9 protein-coding genes and 2 pseudogenes are annotated in these 15,073 nt (G+C 70.2%); 6 read left to right on the plus strand and 5 right to left on the minus strand.

Annotation, left to right across the window (positions count from 1 at the left end; all coding sequences use genetic code 11):
• The first annotated feature begins 202 nt into the window (after nt 1–202).
• Nucleotides 203–1,921 carry a PHP domain-containing protein gene (locus tag ABTZ59_RS34390; protein ID WP_351423825.1) on the plus strand — a complete coding sequence of 573 codons (1,719 nt, stop codon included), beginning with the start codon at nt 203–205 and terminating at the stop codon, nt 1,919–1,921.
• A 222-nt stretch (nt 1,922–2,143) separates the two neighbouring features.
• Nucleotides 2,144–2,650 carry a hypothetical protein gene (locus ABTZ59_RS34395; RefSeq protein WP_503003838.1) on the plus strand — a complete coding sequence of 169 codons (507 nt, stop codon included), beginning with the start codon at nt 2,144–2,146 and terminating at the stop codon, nt 2,648–2,650.
• Between the two features lie 148 nt (nt 2,651–2,798).
• On the opposite strand, the gene ABTZ59_RS34400 is transcribed toward ABTZ59_RS34395, so the two are convergent.
• Genes ABTZ59_RS34400 through ABTZ59_RS34410 form a run of 3 tightly spaced genes read right to left on the minus strand, consistent with a single transcriptional unit; the run spans nt 2,799 to nt 7,683 of the window.
• Complete coding sequence (locus ABTZ59_RS34400) at nt 2,799–5,030, minus strand: pectate lyase-like domain-containing protein (RefSeq protein ID WP_351423830.1); 2,232 nt, start codon at nt 5,028–5,030, stop codon at nt 2,799–2,801.
• Between the two features lie 17 nt (nt 5,031–5,047).
• Entirely contained in the window at nt 5,048–6,442 is a 1,395-nt protein-coding gene (locus tag ABTZ59_RS34405; RefSeq protein WP_351423833.1) for a ricin-type beta-trefoil lectin domain protein, read from the minus strand.
• Nucleotides 6,439–7,683, minus strand: a complete 1,245-nt coding sequence (locus ABTZ59_RS34410) for a family 16 glycosylhydrolase (RefSeq protein WP_351423836.1) — start codon at nt 7,681–7,683, stop codon at nt 6,439–6,441. Before ABTZ59_RS34410 ends, ABTZ59_RS34405 begins: the two co-directional genes overlap by 4 nt.
• A 409-nt stretch (nt 7,684–8,092) precedes the next feature.
• Here ABTZ59_RS34410 and ABTZ59_RS34415 point away from each other — a divergent pair, with 409 nt between their 5' ends.
• Both ABTZ59_RS34415 and ABTZ59_RS34420 read left to right on the plus strand, forming a co-directional pair.
• A complete protein-coding gene (locus ABTZ59_RS34415) occupies nt 8,093–8,929 on the plus strand; it encodes an endonuclease I family protein (protein ID WP_351423841.1) in 837 nt (278 codons plus the stop codon).
• 412 nt (nt 8,930–9,341) lie between these two features.
• On the plus strand, nt 9,342–10,745 hold the full coding sequence (locus tag ABTZ59_RS34420) for a PP2C family protein-serine/threonine phosphatase (protein WP_351423846.1): 1,404 nt from the start codon (nt 9,342–9,344) through the stop codon (nt 10,743–10,745).
• 84 nt (nt 10,746–10,829) lie between these two features.
• Here ABTZ59_RS34420 and ABTZ59_RS34425 read toward each other — a convergent pair whose 3' ends face one another.
• Nucleotides 10,830–12,323: a DNA-binding protein NsdB gene (locus ABTZ59_RS34425; protein WP_351423852.1), complete on the minus strand. Its 1,494-nt coding sequence runs from the start codon at nt 12,321–12,323 to the stop codon at nt 10,830–10,832.
• A gap of 231 nt (nt 12,324–12,554) precedes the next feature.
• On the opposite strand from ABTZ59_RS34425, the pseudogene ABTZ59_RS34430 reads away from it, so the two are divergent.
• Nucleotides 12,555–13,556, plus strand: a pseudogene (locus ABTZ59_RS34430) (aminoglycoside phosphotransferase family protein); the annotation flags it as partial.
• 17 nt (nt 13,557–13,573) lie between these two features.
• Here the strand turns inward: ABTZ59_RS34430 and ABTZ59_RS34435 are convergent.
• A pseudogene (locus tag ABTZ59_RS34435) lies at nt 13,574–13,885 on the minus strand (flap endonuclease); the annotation flags it as partial.
• Nucleotides 13,886–14,129: 244 nt separating this feature from the next.
• On the opposite strand from ABTZ59_RS34435, the gene ABTZ59_RS34440 reads away from it, so the two are divergent.
• Nucleotides 14,130–15,073: quaternary amine ABC transporter ATP-binding protein (locus ABTZ59_RS34440; protein WP_351423857.1), on the plus strand; the 944-nt coding region annotated here is incomplete at its 3' end.

Below are 15,073 nucleotides of genomic sequence, written 5' to 3' on the forward strand. Positions count from 1 at the left end.
CGTGACGATCGTGTACCCGCGCTTCTCGCACCCGGATATGTCGTGAAGGCGCTCGCACCCACACGACCTGCGCCAACGCCCCCCAACCCGGCATTCCGTTCAGAGTTCAACATGATACGTACGGGCTCCCGTCACCCGGCCTTCATCCCAGCGATCGATTATCTGACCCGCTGGGCATCACAGGCATCGGCGAGGAGCGACAATGGGCCACGGCCATCACCACCCGCACGACCACACGCACGATCACACGCACCACGCGGAGGCCGACACCGGCCCCCTGCCCCCGGCGCTCGACGCCAACGTCCCTGACAGTGAGCTGTCGCCCAGTCAGCTGTCACGCCGCTCGATGCTGCGTCGCGCGGGTCTGCTCGGCGCGGGCCTGGCGGGCGCCGGCGTGCTGGGCGGGGCCACCGCCGCCGCCGCGCACTCGGGCGGTTCCGGCGGCGGGTCCGACCGGGGCAAGAGCAACGGCTTCCTCTGGCTGGCGGGCGACCACCACATCCACACCCAGTACAGCAGCGACGGCAAGTACCGCGTCGTCGACCAGGTGCGCCAGGGCACGGCGCACGGTCTCGACTGGATGGTCATCACCGACCACGGCAGCGCCGCGCACGCCAAGATCGGTGTGGAGAAGGTCAACCCGGACATCAAGGAAGCCCGCGAGACCTACAAGGACCAGCTCGTCTTCCAGGGCCTGGAGTGGAACATCCCGGGCGCCGAGCACGCCACGGTCTTCGTCCACCCGGGCCGCAACGAGGTGGAGGTGCTGAAGAAGTTCGAGACCGACTACGACGGCAGCCTGCACCCCAGCACCTCGAACGCCACCAATGAGGCGCTGGCCATCTCCGGACTCCAGTTCCTCGCCGACCAGGTGCGCCGGCGCAAGGTCGACGACGCCGTGATGCTCGCCAACCACCCGGCGCGCAACGGCATCGACTCGCCCCACGAGATCCGCGCCTGGCGCGACGCCACCTCCTCGGGCCACCCCATCGCCATCGGTATGGAGGGCGCCCCCGGTCACCAGGCGGCCGGCCTGCCGAAGCCGGTCGGCAGCGGCGGTGGCCGCGGCTACTACGAGAACAGCCCCAACGCCAACTCCTTCGCCGCTTACCCGCCGGAGAGCTACCGCACCTGGGGCGGCTTCGACTGGATGACCTCCACCGTCGGTGGTCTCTGGGACAGCCTGCTGGCCGAGGGCAAGCCGTGGTGGATCACCGCGAACTCGGACTCGCACAGCGTGTACGCCGAGCCCTCCGTCATCGGGCCCGACGACAACTTCAACGCCAACGGCAAGCACTCCGACCCGGTCTACGGAAACGGCCTCGACCTCGGGAAGGGCGACTACTGGCCGGGCCACTACAGCCGTACGCACGTCGGCGCGGACCGGTTCTCGTACGCGGCGGTCATGGACGGTATGCGGGCCGGCCGGATCTGGGTCGACCACGGCGGTCTGATCAGCGGTCTGGACGCCCGGCTCAAGGGCGGCGGCCGCTGGGCCACGCTCGGCGGCGCGCTGCACGTCAAGCGTGGTACGGAGGTCGAGCTGTCCATCGAGATCGCGCTGGCCAACGGCGCCAACTGGGCGCAGTTCGTGCCGACGCTGGCCCGGGTCGATGTCATCCAGGGCCAGGTCACCGGCCAGGTCCACGACAAGGACACCTTCACCGCGCCGACCGCCAAGGTCGCGAAGTCCTTCGAGGTCAACAAGTCGAAGGGCACCGTCCAGCTGACGTACAAGCTCGGCCGGGTCTCCGGACCGCTCTACGTCCGGCTGCGCGGCACGGACGGCAACCGCACCGCGGTCGGGCTGAACGGCGCGTCCGTCGACCCGGTGGGCCCGGCGATGGACGTGCTGGGTGACGCCGACCCGTGGAAGGACCTGTGGTTCTACTCCAACCCGATCTGGGTGCTTCCCGCCTGATCATCCGCCCCGGGAACAATCGGCGGGGTCCCGCCGTTGGACCCACTGAGGGTGTGGATGGAACAGAGTCCCCGGGCCCCACATAAGAATCGCCCATGGGGAAGATCGTTCGGCTGAAGCCCCATGGAGCCTATCGCCGCGAGGCGACCGCCATCCACGCTCTCCCTTGGACGACCCCGACCGGCATCCCCCGTCCGGTCGGGGTCTTCTGTCGGTCCAGGCATGGCGGAAGGGGACGGCGGCGGGATGGCGAGCGAGGAAGAGGGGACGGAGCGGCCCGACGTCTTCGAGGCGGCCACCGGCGACGGCCCGGCGCGCGGCAGGACGCCTCAGGCCCGGGCGGCCGAGGTACGGGTCGCGTTCGAAGGGCTGCTCCAGATCAGACGGCTCACGAACACCGGGTCCGGTGATCCGGCGACGGTGCCCGCGCGGTGGGAGCGGCGGCGGCCGGTGCGCGCCGTCGCGCTGGCCCTGGAGGCCGCCGGCCTGCCGAACTCCGCGGTCGACGGCTCGGGGCAGCGGGTCGCGACGGGATATCGCGTGGTCGCGGCCGAGCCGCCCGCCGCCGTACGGGTGGAGTGGCTGGGCCCGCACGGCGCCGGGGCCGCCCAGGACGAGGAGCGGGCCCTGACCGAGTGCGCCGCCGTGCTGACGCGTCTGGGGTGGGAGGCCCTGCTCTACCGAGGGCCGCGGCGACGACGCTTCCTGGAGGTCGAACCGGCCTCGTAGGCCACCCTCCGCGGACCTTCGCGGTCGCCGCCATCCGGTCCGCAGCCCAGGGACGCACACGGGCCCCGCGCCGGTGCCCGGAACGGGAACACCCCGGGCGCCCCCATGTCGTGCGGGCGCCCGGGGTGGTCCCGGTAACCGGTAACGCCTAGGGATAGCTGACGAGATTGGCCACATTGGTGGCCGAGTTCGACGGGCCTCCCCTGTCGTTGATGACATGCCGGATGGTGCCCGTACCGCCCAGTGACACCGTCACCATGTTACGGAAGCGCACATTGGCGTTGTTGGGCACTTCGAACGCGTGCTCCGCGGTCACGCTGTTGTTGACGTTGAAGAAGCAGTAACTGCCGAGCCCGTACGCCTGATGGCTGGTCACCGAGTCGGCCACCTTGTAGGCGGCGTATCCCTGTGTCGCGCCGTTCATCCAGGCCGCCTGGTTGGGCGGGTCGTACGGCATCTCGTTCTGATAGAAGTACGTCTTGCCTCCGTTGCCGTTCCAGATCGTCTGATGCTTCTGGTAGTGCTCGACGAACAGGCCGTACATCGTGACATCGGCGCCGTTCACGACCAGGCCGGTGTCCGCCGTGTTGGTGTTCCACCCGACCCCGCTGCCGTGATCCGCACGCCAGATCCACATATGGTCGCCGATCACATTGCGGCTGTTGACGACCAGACTGGTGGTCGCCTTGCCGACACCCGCGCCGCCGATGCGGAAGAACACGTCGTGCAGCGAGGTGGGGTTGGCGGCGTGGTTCGCGTTCGAGCCGTCGGCACCCACCTCCATCAGCCGCTGGGAGTTGACCGTGCCCGCGTCGATGAGCAGCCCCGCCACCTTGACGCCGTCCACATCCGCGACCGACACCGCGGTGATGCCGTTGTCCGGGATGAGGGTGGCGAGGCCGAGCCCGAGGACGACGGTGTCGGGGCGGGTGATCCTCAGCGTCTGGTTGAGGTGGTAGACGCCGGGGGTGACGAGCAGGTTCTTGCCCGCCGCCAGCGCCGCGTTCATGTCCGCGGCCGTCGCTCCGGGCTTGGCGATGTAGAACTGGTCCAGCGGGAGCGACGTACCCGCCGGAGCACCGCCCGACCAGGTCGTTCCCTTCGAGTTGGCGCGCAGCGCGGGCACGAACACCCGGTAGGCGCCTGCCGCGTCGACGTACAGGAAGGGCTTCTCCCGCACCTGCGGGGTCTGGTCGACCGTGGTGTAGGGCGGGTTGGGGAAGCTGTTCGCGGGCGCGTTCTGGGCGCCGACGAACACCATGTTCCAGTTGGACCCCGTCCAGCTGCCCCATTCGGTGTTACGGGACAGCCACTGCTGCTGTGAACCGGACCTGACCTGGCCGTCGATCTTCGAGTCCGCCATGAATCCGCCGCTGGCCCAGCCGCCGTCGTCCAGGGCGAGATTGCCGCGGACATGCATCCGGCGGTACGGGGCGGCCTGTGAGACGGCCCAGCGGTCGGTGCCGGTGGTGGGGGTGACGGAGAGGTTCTCGGCGCTGCGCCAGAAGTTGTGGGTGGCGTTCTGCGGCGGGAACCAGTCGGCCTCGACATGAACGGCGCCACGGATGTTGACGTCGTCGGGTGACAGCCCCAGGCCGGCCACCTGCGTGTAGAAGCCGACGTTCACATCGGCGTCGTAGGTGCCCGGCTTGAACAGGAAGGCGGCGCGCTGGGCGCCGAACTGATTGGTCTCCTGCTGCTGAAAGGTCGCGTTCACCCGGTTCTGGATCGAGGAGGCCGACATCGAGGGATCGAAGACGACGACGTTCGGACCGAGATCCGGGGTGCCGGGCGGCGCCGGCGGATCGGCCGCCTGGACCCGGAAGGACTGGGCCGCCGAGCCGTTGCAGGTGTACTGCTGGAGCTGGACGCTGTCGGCGGTCGAGGCGCCCGGTACGTCGAGGCACTTGCCGCTGTTGCGGTTGACGAAGTGGTAGGCGCCGTCGGGCTCTTCCACCGGCAGCCACTGCTGGTTGTCGCCTCCGCCGTATGTCCAGAGCTGGATCGTGGCGGCGTCGGCGGCCGAGACATCGGTGACATCCCAGACCTGGCTGTCGGCGTTGCGGTTGCCCGCCCTGACGTAGCCGCCGCTGGTCTGGGTGAGGGACCAGTTCTGCGCGAGGCTGCCGTTGCAGGCGTACTGCTGCACCGCGGTGCCGTTGCCGGTCGCCGCGGCGCGGGCGTCCACGCACTTGCCGTTGCCCTTGTTGCTGATCGTGGTCCAGCCGGTGGGCAGGGCCGCCGCCGCGGTGGTGCCCGCGGCGGCCTCCTGCTGGGGCAGACCGATCAGGGAGGCGCACAGTGCCACCACGGTCAGCAGCAGGGTGAGCGGGAAGATCCGGTGGCGGGGCTGCCCGCCACCGTACGGGTGTCGGTTCATCAAGGCTCCTCGCCCGGTCAGCCGGCGTACTGGGCGAAGACGCGGGTGAAGTCCCACGGCTGCTGGCTCACGCCGGAGCAGGTGTCCGCTCCGCCGCCGGTGCAGGGCCGGTCGCGGTTGACCGACCAGAAGGTCAGCCGGGCCAGATGGTGCTGCTGCGCGTAGGCGAGGATGGTGCGGAAGTCCGCGACGGTCACGGTCTCGTTGTTGTCGGTGATGCCGTTCATCGACGAGATGCCGATGCTGCGGTACGTCTGGTCGTCGCTGTACCCGTACGCGTTCTTGACCGCGTTCTTGAGGCCCTCGGCGGCGCGGGTGGTGAGCGTGCCCATGTTCTGGCCTGCGCCGCCGAAGTTGAACGGCATGATCGTCCAACTGTCGACGGTGAGTCCGGCGGCGGCCGCGCGGTTGATCAGACTGGTGTCAGGACCGTTCTGGCCGGTGCCGAAGGTGACATAGACCTTGATGCCGGGGTTGTTGGCCTTGATGGTCTTGAGGGCGTCGACGGTGCGCTGCTGGACGGTGGGGCTGTCGTACGCGGCGGCCTCGATGTCGATGTCGATCGCCTTGAGGCCGTACGCGTTGATGACCTTCTGGTAGGCCGCCGCCAGCTCCCCGGCGCTGGAGCAGGAGCTCTCCAGCTTGTTGCCGCTCCAGCCGCCGAAGGACGGGATGACATCGCCGCCCGCGCCTCGCACGGTGTTGATGGTCTGCTGGTCCACTCCACCGGTCAGCGGCCGTCCGCCGTCCCACTGGGGGTTGCAGTAGCCGTTGCTGAGCACGAACGCCAGGGTGAACCACTTCACGCCGGTCGCGTTCATGACGGTGGTCGGGTTCGGCGGGCTGCCCCAGCCGTTGTAGAGGTACGGCGCGACCGCCATGGGTCCACTGGGGGCGGGGCCGCCACCGCCCGCGGGCGCGGTCCACTTCTGGTTGGCCGCCCCGGTGCAGGTCCAGATCTGTAGCCGGGTGCCGTTGGCCGAGCTGTTGCCGGTCGCGTCCAGGCACTTGTCGGCCTGGGTGTTCACGATGTCACGGGCCGCGGAGACGGTCCACTTCTGGTTGGCGCCGCCGGTGCAGTCCCACAGCTGGAGCTGCGCGCCGTTCGTGGTGCTGTTGTCCTTGACGTCGAGGCATTTGCCGAGGGCCCGGATCGAGCCGTCGGAGGCGACGTCCCACTGCTGGGCGGCCGAGCCGTTGCAGTCGTAGAGCTGTACGGCCGTGCCGTTGGCGGAGCTGCCGGCCGCCACGTCCACACACTTGCCGCCCAGGCCCGTGATCGTGCCGACGGCGGCGACCGCGGCGGTGGCGGGGGTGGGCGCGGTGATGAGCGACGCACCGAGCGCGAGGGGCAGCGCGGCCAGTGGGACGAGGGATCTGAGGGACGTGCGGAGGGTGCGTACCGTCGTCATCCGCGGTTCACCGTCCACTTCTGGTTCGCGGCGCCCGTGCAGGTCCAGATCTGTAGCCGGGTGCCGTTGGCCGAGCTGTTGCCGGTCGCGTCCACGCACTTGTCGGCCTGGATGTTCACGATGTCTCTGGCGTCCGGGACGGCCCAGCGCTGATTGGCGCCGCCGGAGCAGTCCCACAGCTGGAGCTGCGCCCCGTCCGCGACGCTGTTGTCCTTCACGTCCAGGCACTTGCCGAGCGCGCGGAGCGAGCCGTCGGCCGCGACGGTCCACTGCTGGGCGGCGGAGCCGTTGCAGTCATAGAGCTGTACGGGCGTGCCGTTGGCGGGGTTGGCGCCCGCCACGTCCACGCACTTGCCGCCGATTCCGGTGATCGTGCCGGCGGTGCCGGAGCCGCCGTCGTTCGTGCTGACGCGCACGTAGTCGACGACGAGCTGGGACGGGAACGGGGTGCTGCCGTTGGGGTCACCGGGCCAGTAGCCGCCGACCGCGAGGTTCAGGATGATGAAGAAGGGCTTGTTGAACACCCAGGTACGGCCGCCGAGATCGGCCGGGGTGCGCGTCTGGTAGACGTTGCCGTCGACGCTCCAGCTGATGCGGTTGGGCGACCAGTCGATGGCGAAGGTGTGGAAGGCGTCGGCGAACGCCTGGCCGTTGGGCAGGGTGTAGCCGGCGCCGATGCCGCCCGAGCCGGAGTAGCCGGGGCCGTGCAGGGTGCCGTGCACCGTGCTGGGCTCGAAGCCGACGTTCTCCATGATGTCGATCTCACCGCTGTTGGGCCAGCCGACGTTGCCGATGTCGTTGCCGAGCATCCAGAAGGCGGGCCACATGCCCTGGCCGCGCGGGACCTTCATGCGGGCCTCGACCCGACCGTAGGTCGAGGTGAACTTGCCGGAGGTGTTGAGCCGCGCCGAGGTGTACTCGCACCGGCCGTACCAGCACTGGTAGTTGCCGGGGTTGTCCTTGCGCGCGGTGATGACCAGGTTGCCCTGGCCGTCGAGGGCGGCGTTGTTGTTGCCCGCCGTGTAGTACTGCCGTTCATGGTTGTTGACGTTGTCGCCGGTCTCGATCTGCCACTTCCCGCCGTCGACGGCCGAGCCGGCGGCGCCGTTGAAGTCGTCGGAGAAGGTGACCGCGGCCGTCCCGACCGCGGCGGTCGGCTGCTCGGGCGCGGGCGCCGCGGCGGCGGGGACCGCGGCCGCCAGGCTGGAACAGCAGAGAAGGGCGAGCGCGTAAAGCGCCATTCGGCGTCCCATGGGGATTCGCACAGGTCATCACATCACTTCGAGTGGGGGGTCATGCGCATGACATCGCACGCACCGGGAGGCTTCGGGGAGAGCCGCCTCGGACGCTTATTTCAATACTTGATTTAAGGGAGGGTGCGAGGGGTCGTCAAGAAGCTGGTATGGACCAAAGTTGACCAGATTCATGGCCGTCTCACATCCATATGAACGCAGACCCCCCACAACCGGGCGGCACACCACCGAACGGAAGGAAACTTGACCTGCACATGACCGACACCGGCCGTTCACGCGAGGACACAAGCCGTGTGGAAGGCTCCCGCTGAACCGTTACTTCACGACCATGCGCCGCACGGCCCCCCACCCTGTGGCCGTGCGTCGCGATGGTCCCGCCGGAGAGGACAGCTTCCCCATGTCCCGTCGTCAACGTCCCACCCGACGCACGCTGTTGGCTCTCTGCGCCGCCACCGCGGTGCTCGCCACCACCGCGGCCGCCGCACCCGCCGTCGCCGCCCCGGAGGCCGCGCAGGCCGGCACGGTCACCGTCACGGCCACCGCCGCGCTCGACGACACCTACTACCAGAGCGCCATCGGCAAGACCGGCACCGCGCTCAAGGCGTCGCTGCACTCGATCATCAGGAACCAGACGAAGATCTCCTACGACCAGGTCTGGACGGCGCTCAAGGCCACGGACCAGGACCCCGCGAACTCGTCGAACGTGATCGAGCTGTACACCGGCAAGTCCATCGCCAAGTCGAACAACGGCGGCAACACGGGCCAGTGGAACCGCGAGCACGTCTGGGCCAAGTCCCACGGCGACTTCGGCGAGGCGACCGGCCCCGGCACCGATGTCCACCATCTGCGCCCGGAGGACGTCCGCGTCAACTCCATACGCGGGAACAAGGACTTCGACAACGGCGGCAGCGCGGTCTCCGGCGCGCCCGGCAACTACACGGACGCCGACTCCTTCGAGCCGCGCGACGCGGTGAAGGGCGATGTCGCCCGGATGATCCTGTACATGGCCGTACGGTACGAGGGCAACGACTCGTGGCCCAACCTCGAACCCAATGAGCGGGTCAACAACGGATCCAGCCCCGCGATGGGCAAGCTGTCCGTACTCAAGCAGTGGAACGACGAGGACCCGCCGGACGCCTTCGAGCAGCGCCGCAACCAGGTCATCTACGACCAGATCCAGCACAACCGCAACCCGTTCATCGACCACCCGGAATGGGTGGAGGCCATCTGGTGATCGCCCGGGCCGTCCGGTGATCACGGCGCGGCCTGCCCGCGCCTGATCGCCCGCGGTGCCAGACTGTGCCGCGTTAACTCCAAGCGCCCCCAGCGGGGAATGCTGGCCGAGCCCCCGGGACACGCTTCGCCCGGGGGCCTCGGCTTGCCCGGCACCTGTCACGCCGTCGGGCCCCGCCCGGGGTCACACGGCTCACCCCGCCCGCGGTACTGGCGCCCGCCCCGAGCTGATCGGTGCGGCGCGAGACCGGTCCCCACGGGGTGCATGAATGCGAGAGGCTCAGCCTGCGGCATATTCCCAAGGCACCATCGCCCCGAGTGTCGCCAAACGCCTTACGCGCCCGGGGCGCCTGTGCGACAGTCGTAGCGGTCCCCCCACCGACAGGCCGTGCCACCCCGTATCGGAGTACGAGATGCCGTCCCCTCTGTTCGCGGACCGCCCCGTCCCCGGGCCCGCCGAGCCCGCGACGATGGACGCGCTCATCACCCGGACCCGCCGGCTGCGCGGCGACGTGGACGCCGTACGCCGGGACACCGAGGTCGACGACGGCGACACTCTCTGGCGCTGGCAGCGCGCGCTCTGCGATCTGGCGGTACGTCAACTGGACCACCTGGGCTCCCACTTGGATCAGCTCAAGGCGGGAAGGCCGGACGCGGACGGGCCGCCCGACCACCCCGAGCGGGACGCCTCCCCCGGTCACGGCCGCACCGGCCCCCGGCTCGGCCGGGTGGGCAGCGGGGAGTGGAACCTCCTGACCGACGAGGTCAGTTGGTCGGACGAGCTGTTCCGGATCCTCGGACGCGACCCGGAGAGCGGGCCGCTGAGTCTCGACGAGCTACCGTCCCTCGTGCACCCCGACGACCAGGTGCTGCTCACCGCGATGGTGACGGACTGTCTGATCGACGGAAAGCCCATGGACGGCGAGTTCCGTATCATCAGGGCCGACGGCCGGGTCCGGGTACTGCACATGATGGGTGAGCCCATCCTCGACACCGACGGCTGTACCGCCTCCATGTGGGCGGTGCTGCGCGACATCAGCGCGCTGCGCCACGGCGAGCAGACCGTACGCGACTCCCATGACTCCCTCCGGCGCGAAGACCATCTCGCGCGGACCGAACACCGGCTGGTGGCCGAGTTGCACGAGGCGGTGCTCCCCGCGTGGCACGGCTCGTCATATCTGCCGAGGAGCGGGCCAGGCGCACTGGACCTGGCCGCCCGCCGGCTCCCCGACACGGCGCATCCCGCGACGGGTGGTCACTGGCTCGACGTCCTTGAACTTCCCTGCGGGGAAGCGCTGTTGACCATCGGCGAGCTGCCCCTGCGCGGGGTGGCCGGCGCGTCCTCGATGGCGATGCTGCTGGGGGCGCTGCGCGGCATGGCCGTGGCGGGCATCGCGCCCGGGGCCCTGCTCGGCCATCTGAACCAGTTGCTGGAGACCTCGGAACAGCCCGCGCTCGGCAGCGCGCTCTGCTCCCGCTACGCCCCGCGGACCGGCACCTTCTCCTGGGCGCAGGCGGGCCACCCCGCCCCGTTGCTGTTCCGCGACGGGACGGGGCACGCGTTGACGCCGCCGGACGGCGTCCTGCTCGGAGCGACCTCGGGGGCCGTGTACGAGCAGGCCGAGATCCAGCTTCGGCCCGGGGATCTGCTGGTGCTGCACACCGATGAGCTGCCCCGGGACCGCGTCGTCGGGCTGGCGCCCAGGATCGCCGGAACCCGCTCGGCGCGGGAGTGTGCCCAGCTGATCGTCGAGGAGTCCGACAGGGCCGAACGCACGGACCCCGCCTGTCTGATGGTCATCAGGATCCCCGGCTGATCAGGATCCCCAGCTGATCAGGAGCTCCGGCTGATCACGATCCCCGGCTACCGGACCGGGCCTCCGCGAAGCGCGAAGAGCGCTCTAGACATCGGTCTTCCCCGTCCGCTTCGCCGGCCCCTTCGGCATGGCCGTCGTCAGCTCCTCGCGCAGATCGTCGATCTTCTCGTACCCCGCGTACTGGCCGGTGAGCCGGTACATCTCCCGCAGCCGGTCCCAGGTGCGGTGCGAGGAGGTCTCCCCCATCGACACCAGCGCCAGCCGCGCGTAACGGTCGGCCTGTTCGGGGTCGTCCGCGATGAAGCAGGCGGACGCCAGCGAGATGTAGTCGAAGATCTTGGAGCGCTGCCGGCCGTTGCCGCGCAGCTCCAGCGCCCGCTTGGCGTGCTGCTGCGCGGTGATCGCCGCCTCGGGCTCATGGTCGGCGAGGGTGCGGAAGGCCAGGGCCTCCATGCCGTGGAGATCGGCCTCGTCGAACATCTGCATCCAGCAGGGCGACGGGACGTCCTGTTCGTCGGCGACGAAGAGTTCCTCCGCCTCGCCCAGAGTGCGGCGCATGGCCTGGCCGTGGCCCATGGACGCGTGCGCCCACGCCTCGATGGTGCGCAGCATGGCGCGGGTACGGGGCAGGGCCTCCTCGCCCGAGCCCGAATCCGCGAGCTTCATCAGATCAAGTGCCTCGTCGGGCCTGCCGAGGTGGACCATCTGACGAGCGGCCCGGGACAGTGCCTCGCCCGCGCGGGGCCGGTCGCCGCCCTCGCGGGCCGCGTGGGTGGCGATGACGAAGTACTTCTGGGCCGTGGGTTCGAGACCGATGTCGTGGGACATCCAGCCGGCGAGTACGGAGAGGTTGGCGGCGACGCCCCACAGGCGCCGCTGGAGATGGTCGGGGTGACGGTAGGCGAGCATGCCGCCCACCTCGTTGAGCTGGCCCACCACCGCCTTGCGCTGAAGTCCGCCGCCACGTGCGGCGTCCCAGGCGCGGAACACCTCGACGGAGCGCTCCAGAGCCTCGATCTCCTGTGACCCGATGGGGGCGGCCTCGTAACGGTCGAACCCGGCGGGTTCCGCGTTCAGGGGATCGTCGATCCGGGGAGCGTCGGACGAGAGTGCGGGGTCGGAGTGCAGCCAGTCATGCATGGCGCTGGTGAGTGCTGAGCCTGCGGTGAGCGCGGCACCCGCGCCCACCAAGCCGCGACGGTTGAGCATGAGGTCCATTCCCGTGAATTCGGTGAGGACCGCGGCCGTCCGGTCGGGCGCCCAGGGGAGGGCGTCGGGGTTGCCCGCGTTCCCGGCGTCCCGTCGTTTCCCCGCGCGCCCGCTCCGTACGAACCCGAGGTCCTCGATGGTCACGACACGACCGAGCCGCTCGGTGAACAGCGCTACCAGCACTCTCGGCACGGGATCGCGCGGGGTCTCCCCCATGTCGATCCAACGCCTGACCCGCGAGGTGTCGGTGGCCAGTTGGGGGTGGCCCATGGCCGCCGCCTGCCGGTTCACCAGCCTCGCGAGTTCGCCCTTGGACCAGCCGGCCAGGCCGAACAGATCCGACAGACGGGTGTTGGGTTCACCACTCACGTCAAGCCCCCAGGTTCTCGGCTGAGTTGACAGTAACCGCCTGTCAGACGCGTGGCGACTATTCGCCATGGTTCGCCAGGCTTCGCCAGCTCGTATGCCAGGGGGTCGACGGTGTGGGGTAGGAACGCGCCATCCCGGCCCGGCAGCCGGACGTACTCCCCAGGGTGCCCCACGGCTGCCGGGCGGGAGGCGCGAGTAATTCGTCGGCACACGAAGGGATCTGTATCGCCCATGTACACAGCATCGTCCTCCGTGTCCGCCCCGCCCCGGTCGCAGCGTACGGTCACTCCCGGCAGCGGACCGTATCTGGACCCCACACACGCGGGGCGGCCGCGGCTCAGGGCGGGGACGGTCACCCAACCCCTCAGCGGGAGAATCGACGTGTCCGGCCCCCAGGGCGCGCAGCTGCGTATGGCGATCACGGCCGTGCACCGGGTCTGCCCGGAGTTCAACCCGGTGCAGGTGCTGCGGCGCAGCGGGCGCTCCGTGCTGCTCGTCGGGACCACCGGGCGGGCCAACGCGGTCGCCAAGTGTCTGCTGGACCACTCGCCGGTCTGGACCGAACGGTTCAGGCACGAAATAGCTGCTTATCGCTCCTTCGTCCGCCACCGGCCGCCGGTGCGGGTCCCCCGGTTGATCGCCGCGGACCCGGAGAACTGCGCGCTGGTGATCGAGCGGATGCCGGGGCGGGCCGCCGCGCTGACGCGCCATCCGGTGGAGGCGCCGCCGCGCGCCGATCTGCGGGCCGCGCTCGGCGCGATCGCCCGGCTGAACACCTGGCGGCCCCCGGCCGGTCTGTTCGACAAGCCGCTCGACTACGCGTCGCGGATCGCCCGCTACCACGAACTGGGGCTGTTCACCGACCGGGACCTGGGCGATCTGCAGAAGCTGCTGCACGGTCTGGCCGGCGCCCGGCAGGGCATGGAGTTCTGTCACGGTGACGCCCTGCTCTCCAACGTCCTGCTGTCGCCGGCGGGTCCGGTGCTCGTCGACTGGGAGCACGCGGGCTGGTATCTGCCGGGCTACGATCTGGCGACGCTGTGGGCGGTGCTCGGGGACGCCCCGCTGGCGCGCCGCAAGATCAGTCAGCTCGCCCAGGCCAGTGGACCGGTGGCGCGGGACGCGTTCCTGGTCAATCTGATGCTCGTACTGACCCGGGAGATCCGGATGTACGAGACGGCGGTGCAGCGCGCGCTGCGTGAGACGTCGTCGCCCGGAACCGGTCCCTCCCCCCACCCGTCGCCGTCCGCCTGCGGGGCGAGGGTGTCCGGCACCTCCTCCGCGTCCGGCGCGCCGGTGTGCTCCTCGGCGACCCGGTGCGCCTTGTACGTGGGGATCAGGTCGACCCGCCACTTCGGCCGCCAGTCGGCGTCCATGCAGGCCACCAGGTGGGTGGGCCGGTGGTCCTTGACCAGGCGGTCGATGAAGTCCAGCAGTCCGCGCACGGCGTTCACCGGGGTGCCGTCCGGCGCCTTCACGGAGTCGGGGACGCCGAAATAGGCGCGGAAGTACAGCGAGGCGGTGTCGAGGAGCATCAGTCGTCCGGTCACGTCTCGCATCATGCCGTACGCCACTGACAGTCACTCCTGGATCACCCTCGCGCGCCTTTCGTCCTGGAACGCGTTGCGTGCTGCGCATCGCGGTGAGCCCGGCCACGAATGAGTTTGCCTTTGCTTGACCTGGGGAGGCGCGCCGTCAGGAGCGAAGTAGTGCGCCTTTCAACTGTCGGGGCCCCCGGGCCCCGCCCCGCTGACGGCCGGACGGACCTTCGCCACCTGTCCCCTGTTCCCGAGACAAGAGGTTCGCGTGCGAGCGAGGCTTGAGGCGGAGCACCTGTTCAAGGTGTTCGGCAGACGACCGGACGAAGCGGTGGAGCGCCTGAGAGAGGGCACCGACCGGGAGGAGCTGCGCGCCGACGGCACCATGGCCGCCGTGATCGACGCGTCCTTCCGGGTCGAGGCCGGCGAGATCTTCGTCGTCATGGGCCTGTCGGGCTCCGGCAAGTCGACCCTGCTGCGGATGCTCAACGGCCTGCTGGAGCCGACCGCGGGCAGCGTGCGCTTCGACGGCGCGGAGCTCACCGCGCTGGGCGACCGCGGCCTGCGCGAACTGCGCTCCCGGAAGATCAGCATGGTCTTCCAGCACTTCGCGCTGTTCCCGCACCGCAGCGTCCGCGAGAACGCCGCCTACGGCCTGGAAGTGCAGGGCGTGCCCCGCGCCGAGCGCGAACGCCGCGCCGACGAGGCGCTCGCCCTGTGCGGCCTGGCCGGCTGGGAGACGTCCTGGCCCGACGAGCTGTCCGGCGGCATGCAGCAGCGCGTCGGCCTCGCCCGCGCCCTCGCCGTCGACCCCGAGGTGCTGCTCTTCGACGAGCCGTTCAGCGCCCTCGACCCCCTCATCCGCCGCGACATGCAGGACGAGGTCGCCCGCCTCCACGAGGAGGAGGGCCGCACGATGGTCTTCATCACCCACGACCTCAGCGAGGCCCTCAAGCTCGGCGACCGCATCGCCCTGATGCGCGACGGCCAGGTCGTCCAGCTCGGCACCCCCGAGGAGATCGTCGGCTCCCCGGCCGACGACTACGTCCGCGAGTTCGTCCGGGACGTGCCGCGCGAGCAGGTGCTGACGGCCCGTACGGCCATGCGCCCTGCCGCCTCCGCGGACGAGACCGGCAGCGGCCCCGCCGTCCGCCCCGACGCGACGGTCGCCGAGGCCATCGAGGCCGTGGCCCGCGCCGGTGAACCGGCCCG

The sequence above is a fragment of the Streptomyces sp. NPDC094034 genome, assembly GCF_040303865.1.
GTDB lineage: Bacteria > Actinomycetota > Actinomycetes > Streptomycetales > Streptomycetaceae > Streptomyces.

What these genes read in the sequence shown, in the direction of transcription:
- ABTZ59_RS34390 (WP_351423825.1), top strand. Translation starts at nt 203, where the DNA reads ATGGGCCACGGCCATCACCACCCGCACGACCACACGCACGATCACACG.
- ABTZ59_RS34420 (WP_351423846.1), top strand. Translation starts at nt 9,342, where the DNA reads ATGCCGTCCCCTCTGTTCGCGGACCGCCCCGTCCCCGGGCCCGCCGAG.
- ABTZ59_RS34415 (WP_351423841.1), top strand. Translation starts at nt 8,093, where the DNA reads ATGTCCCGTCGTCAACGTCCCACCCGACGCACGCTGTTGGCTCTCTGC.
- ABTZ59_RS34400 (WP_351423830.1), bottom strand. Translation starts at nt 5,030, where the DNA reads ATGAACCGACACCCGTACGGTGGCGGGCAGCCCCGCCACCGGATCTTC.
- ABTZ59_RS34410 (WP_351423836.1), bottom strand. Translation starts at nt 7,683, where the DNA reads ATGGCGCTTTACGCGCTCGCCCTTCTCTGCTGTTCCAGCCTGGCGGCC.
- ABTZ59_RS34405 (WP_351423833.1), bottom strand. Translation starts at nt 6,442, where the DNA reads ATGACGACGGTACGCACCCTCCGCACGTCCCTCAGATCCCTCGTCCCA.
- ABTZ59_RS34395 (WP_503003838.1), top strand. Translation starts at nt 2,144, where the DNA reads ATGGCGGAAGGGGACGGCGGCGGGATGGCGAGCGAGGAAGAGGGGACG.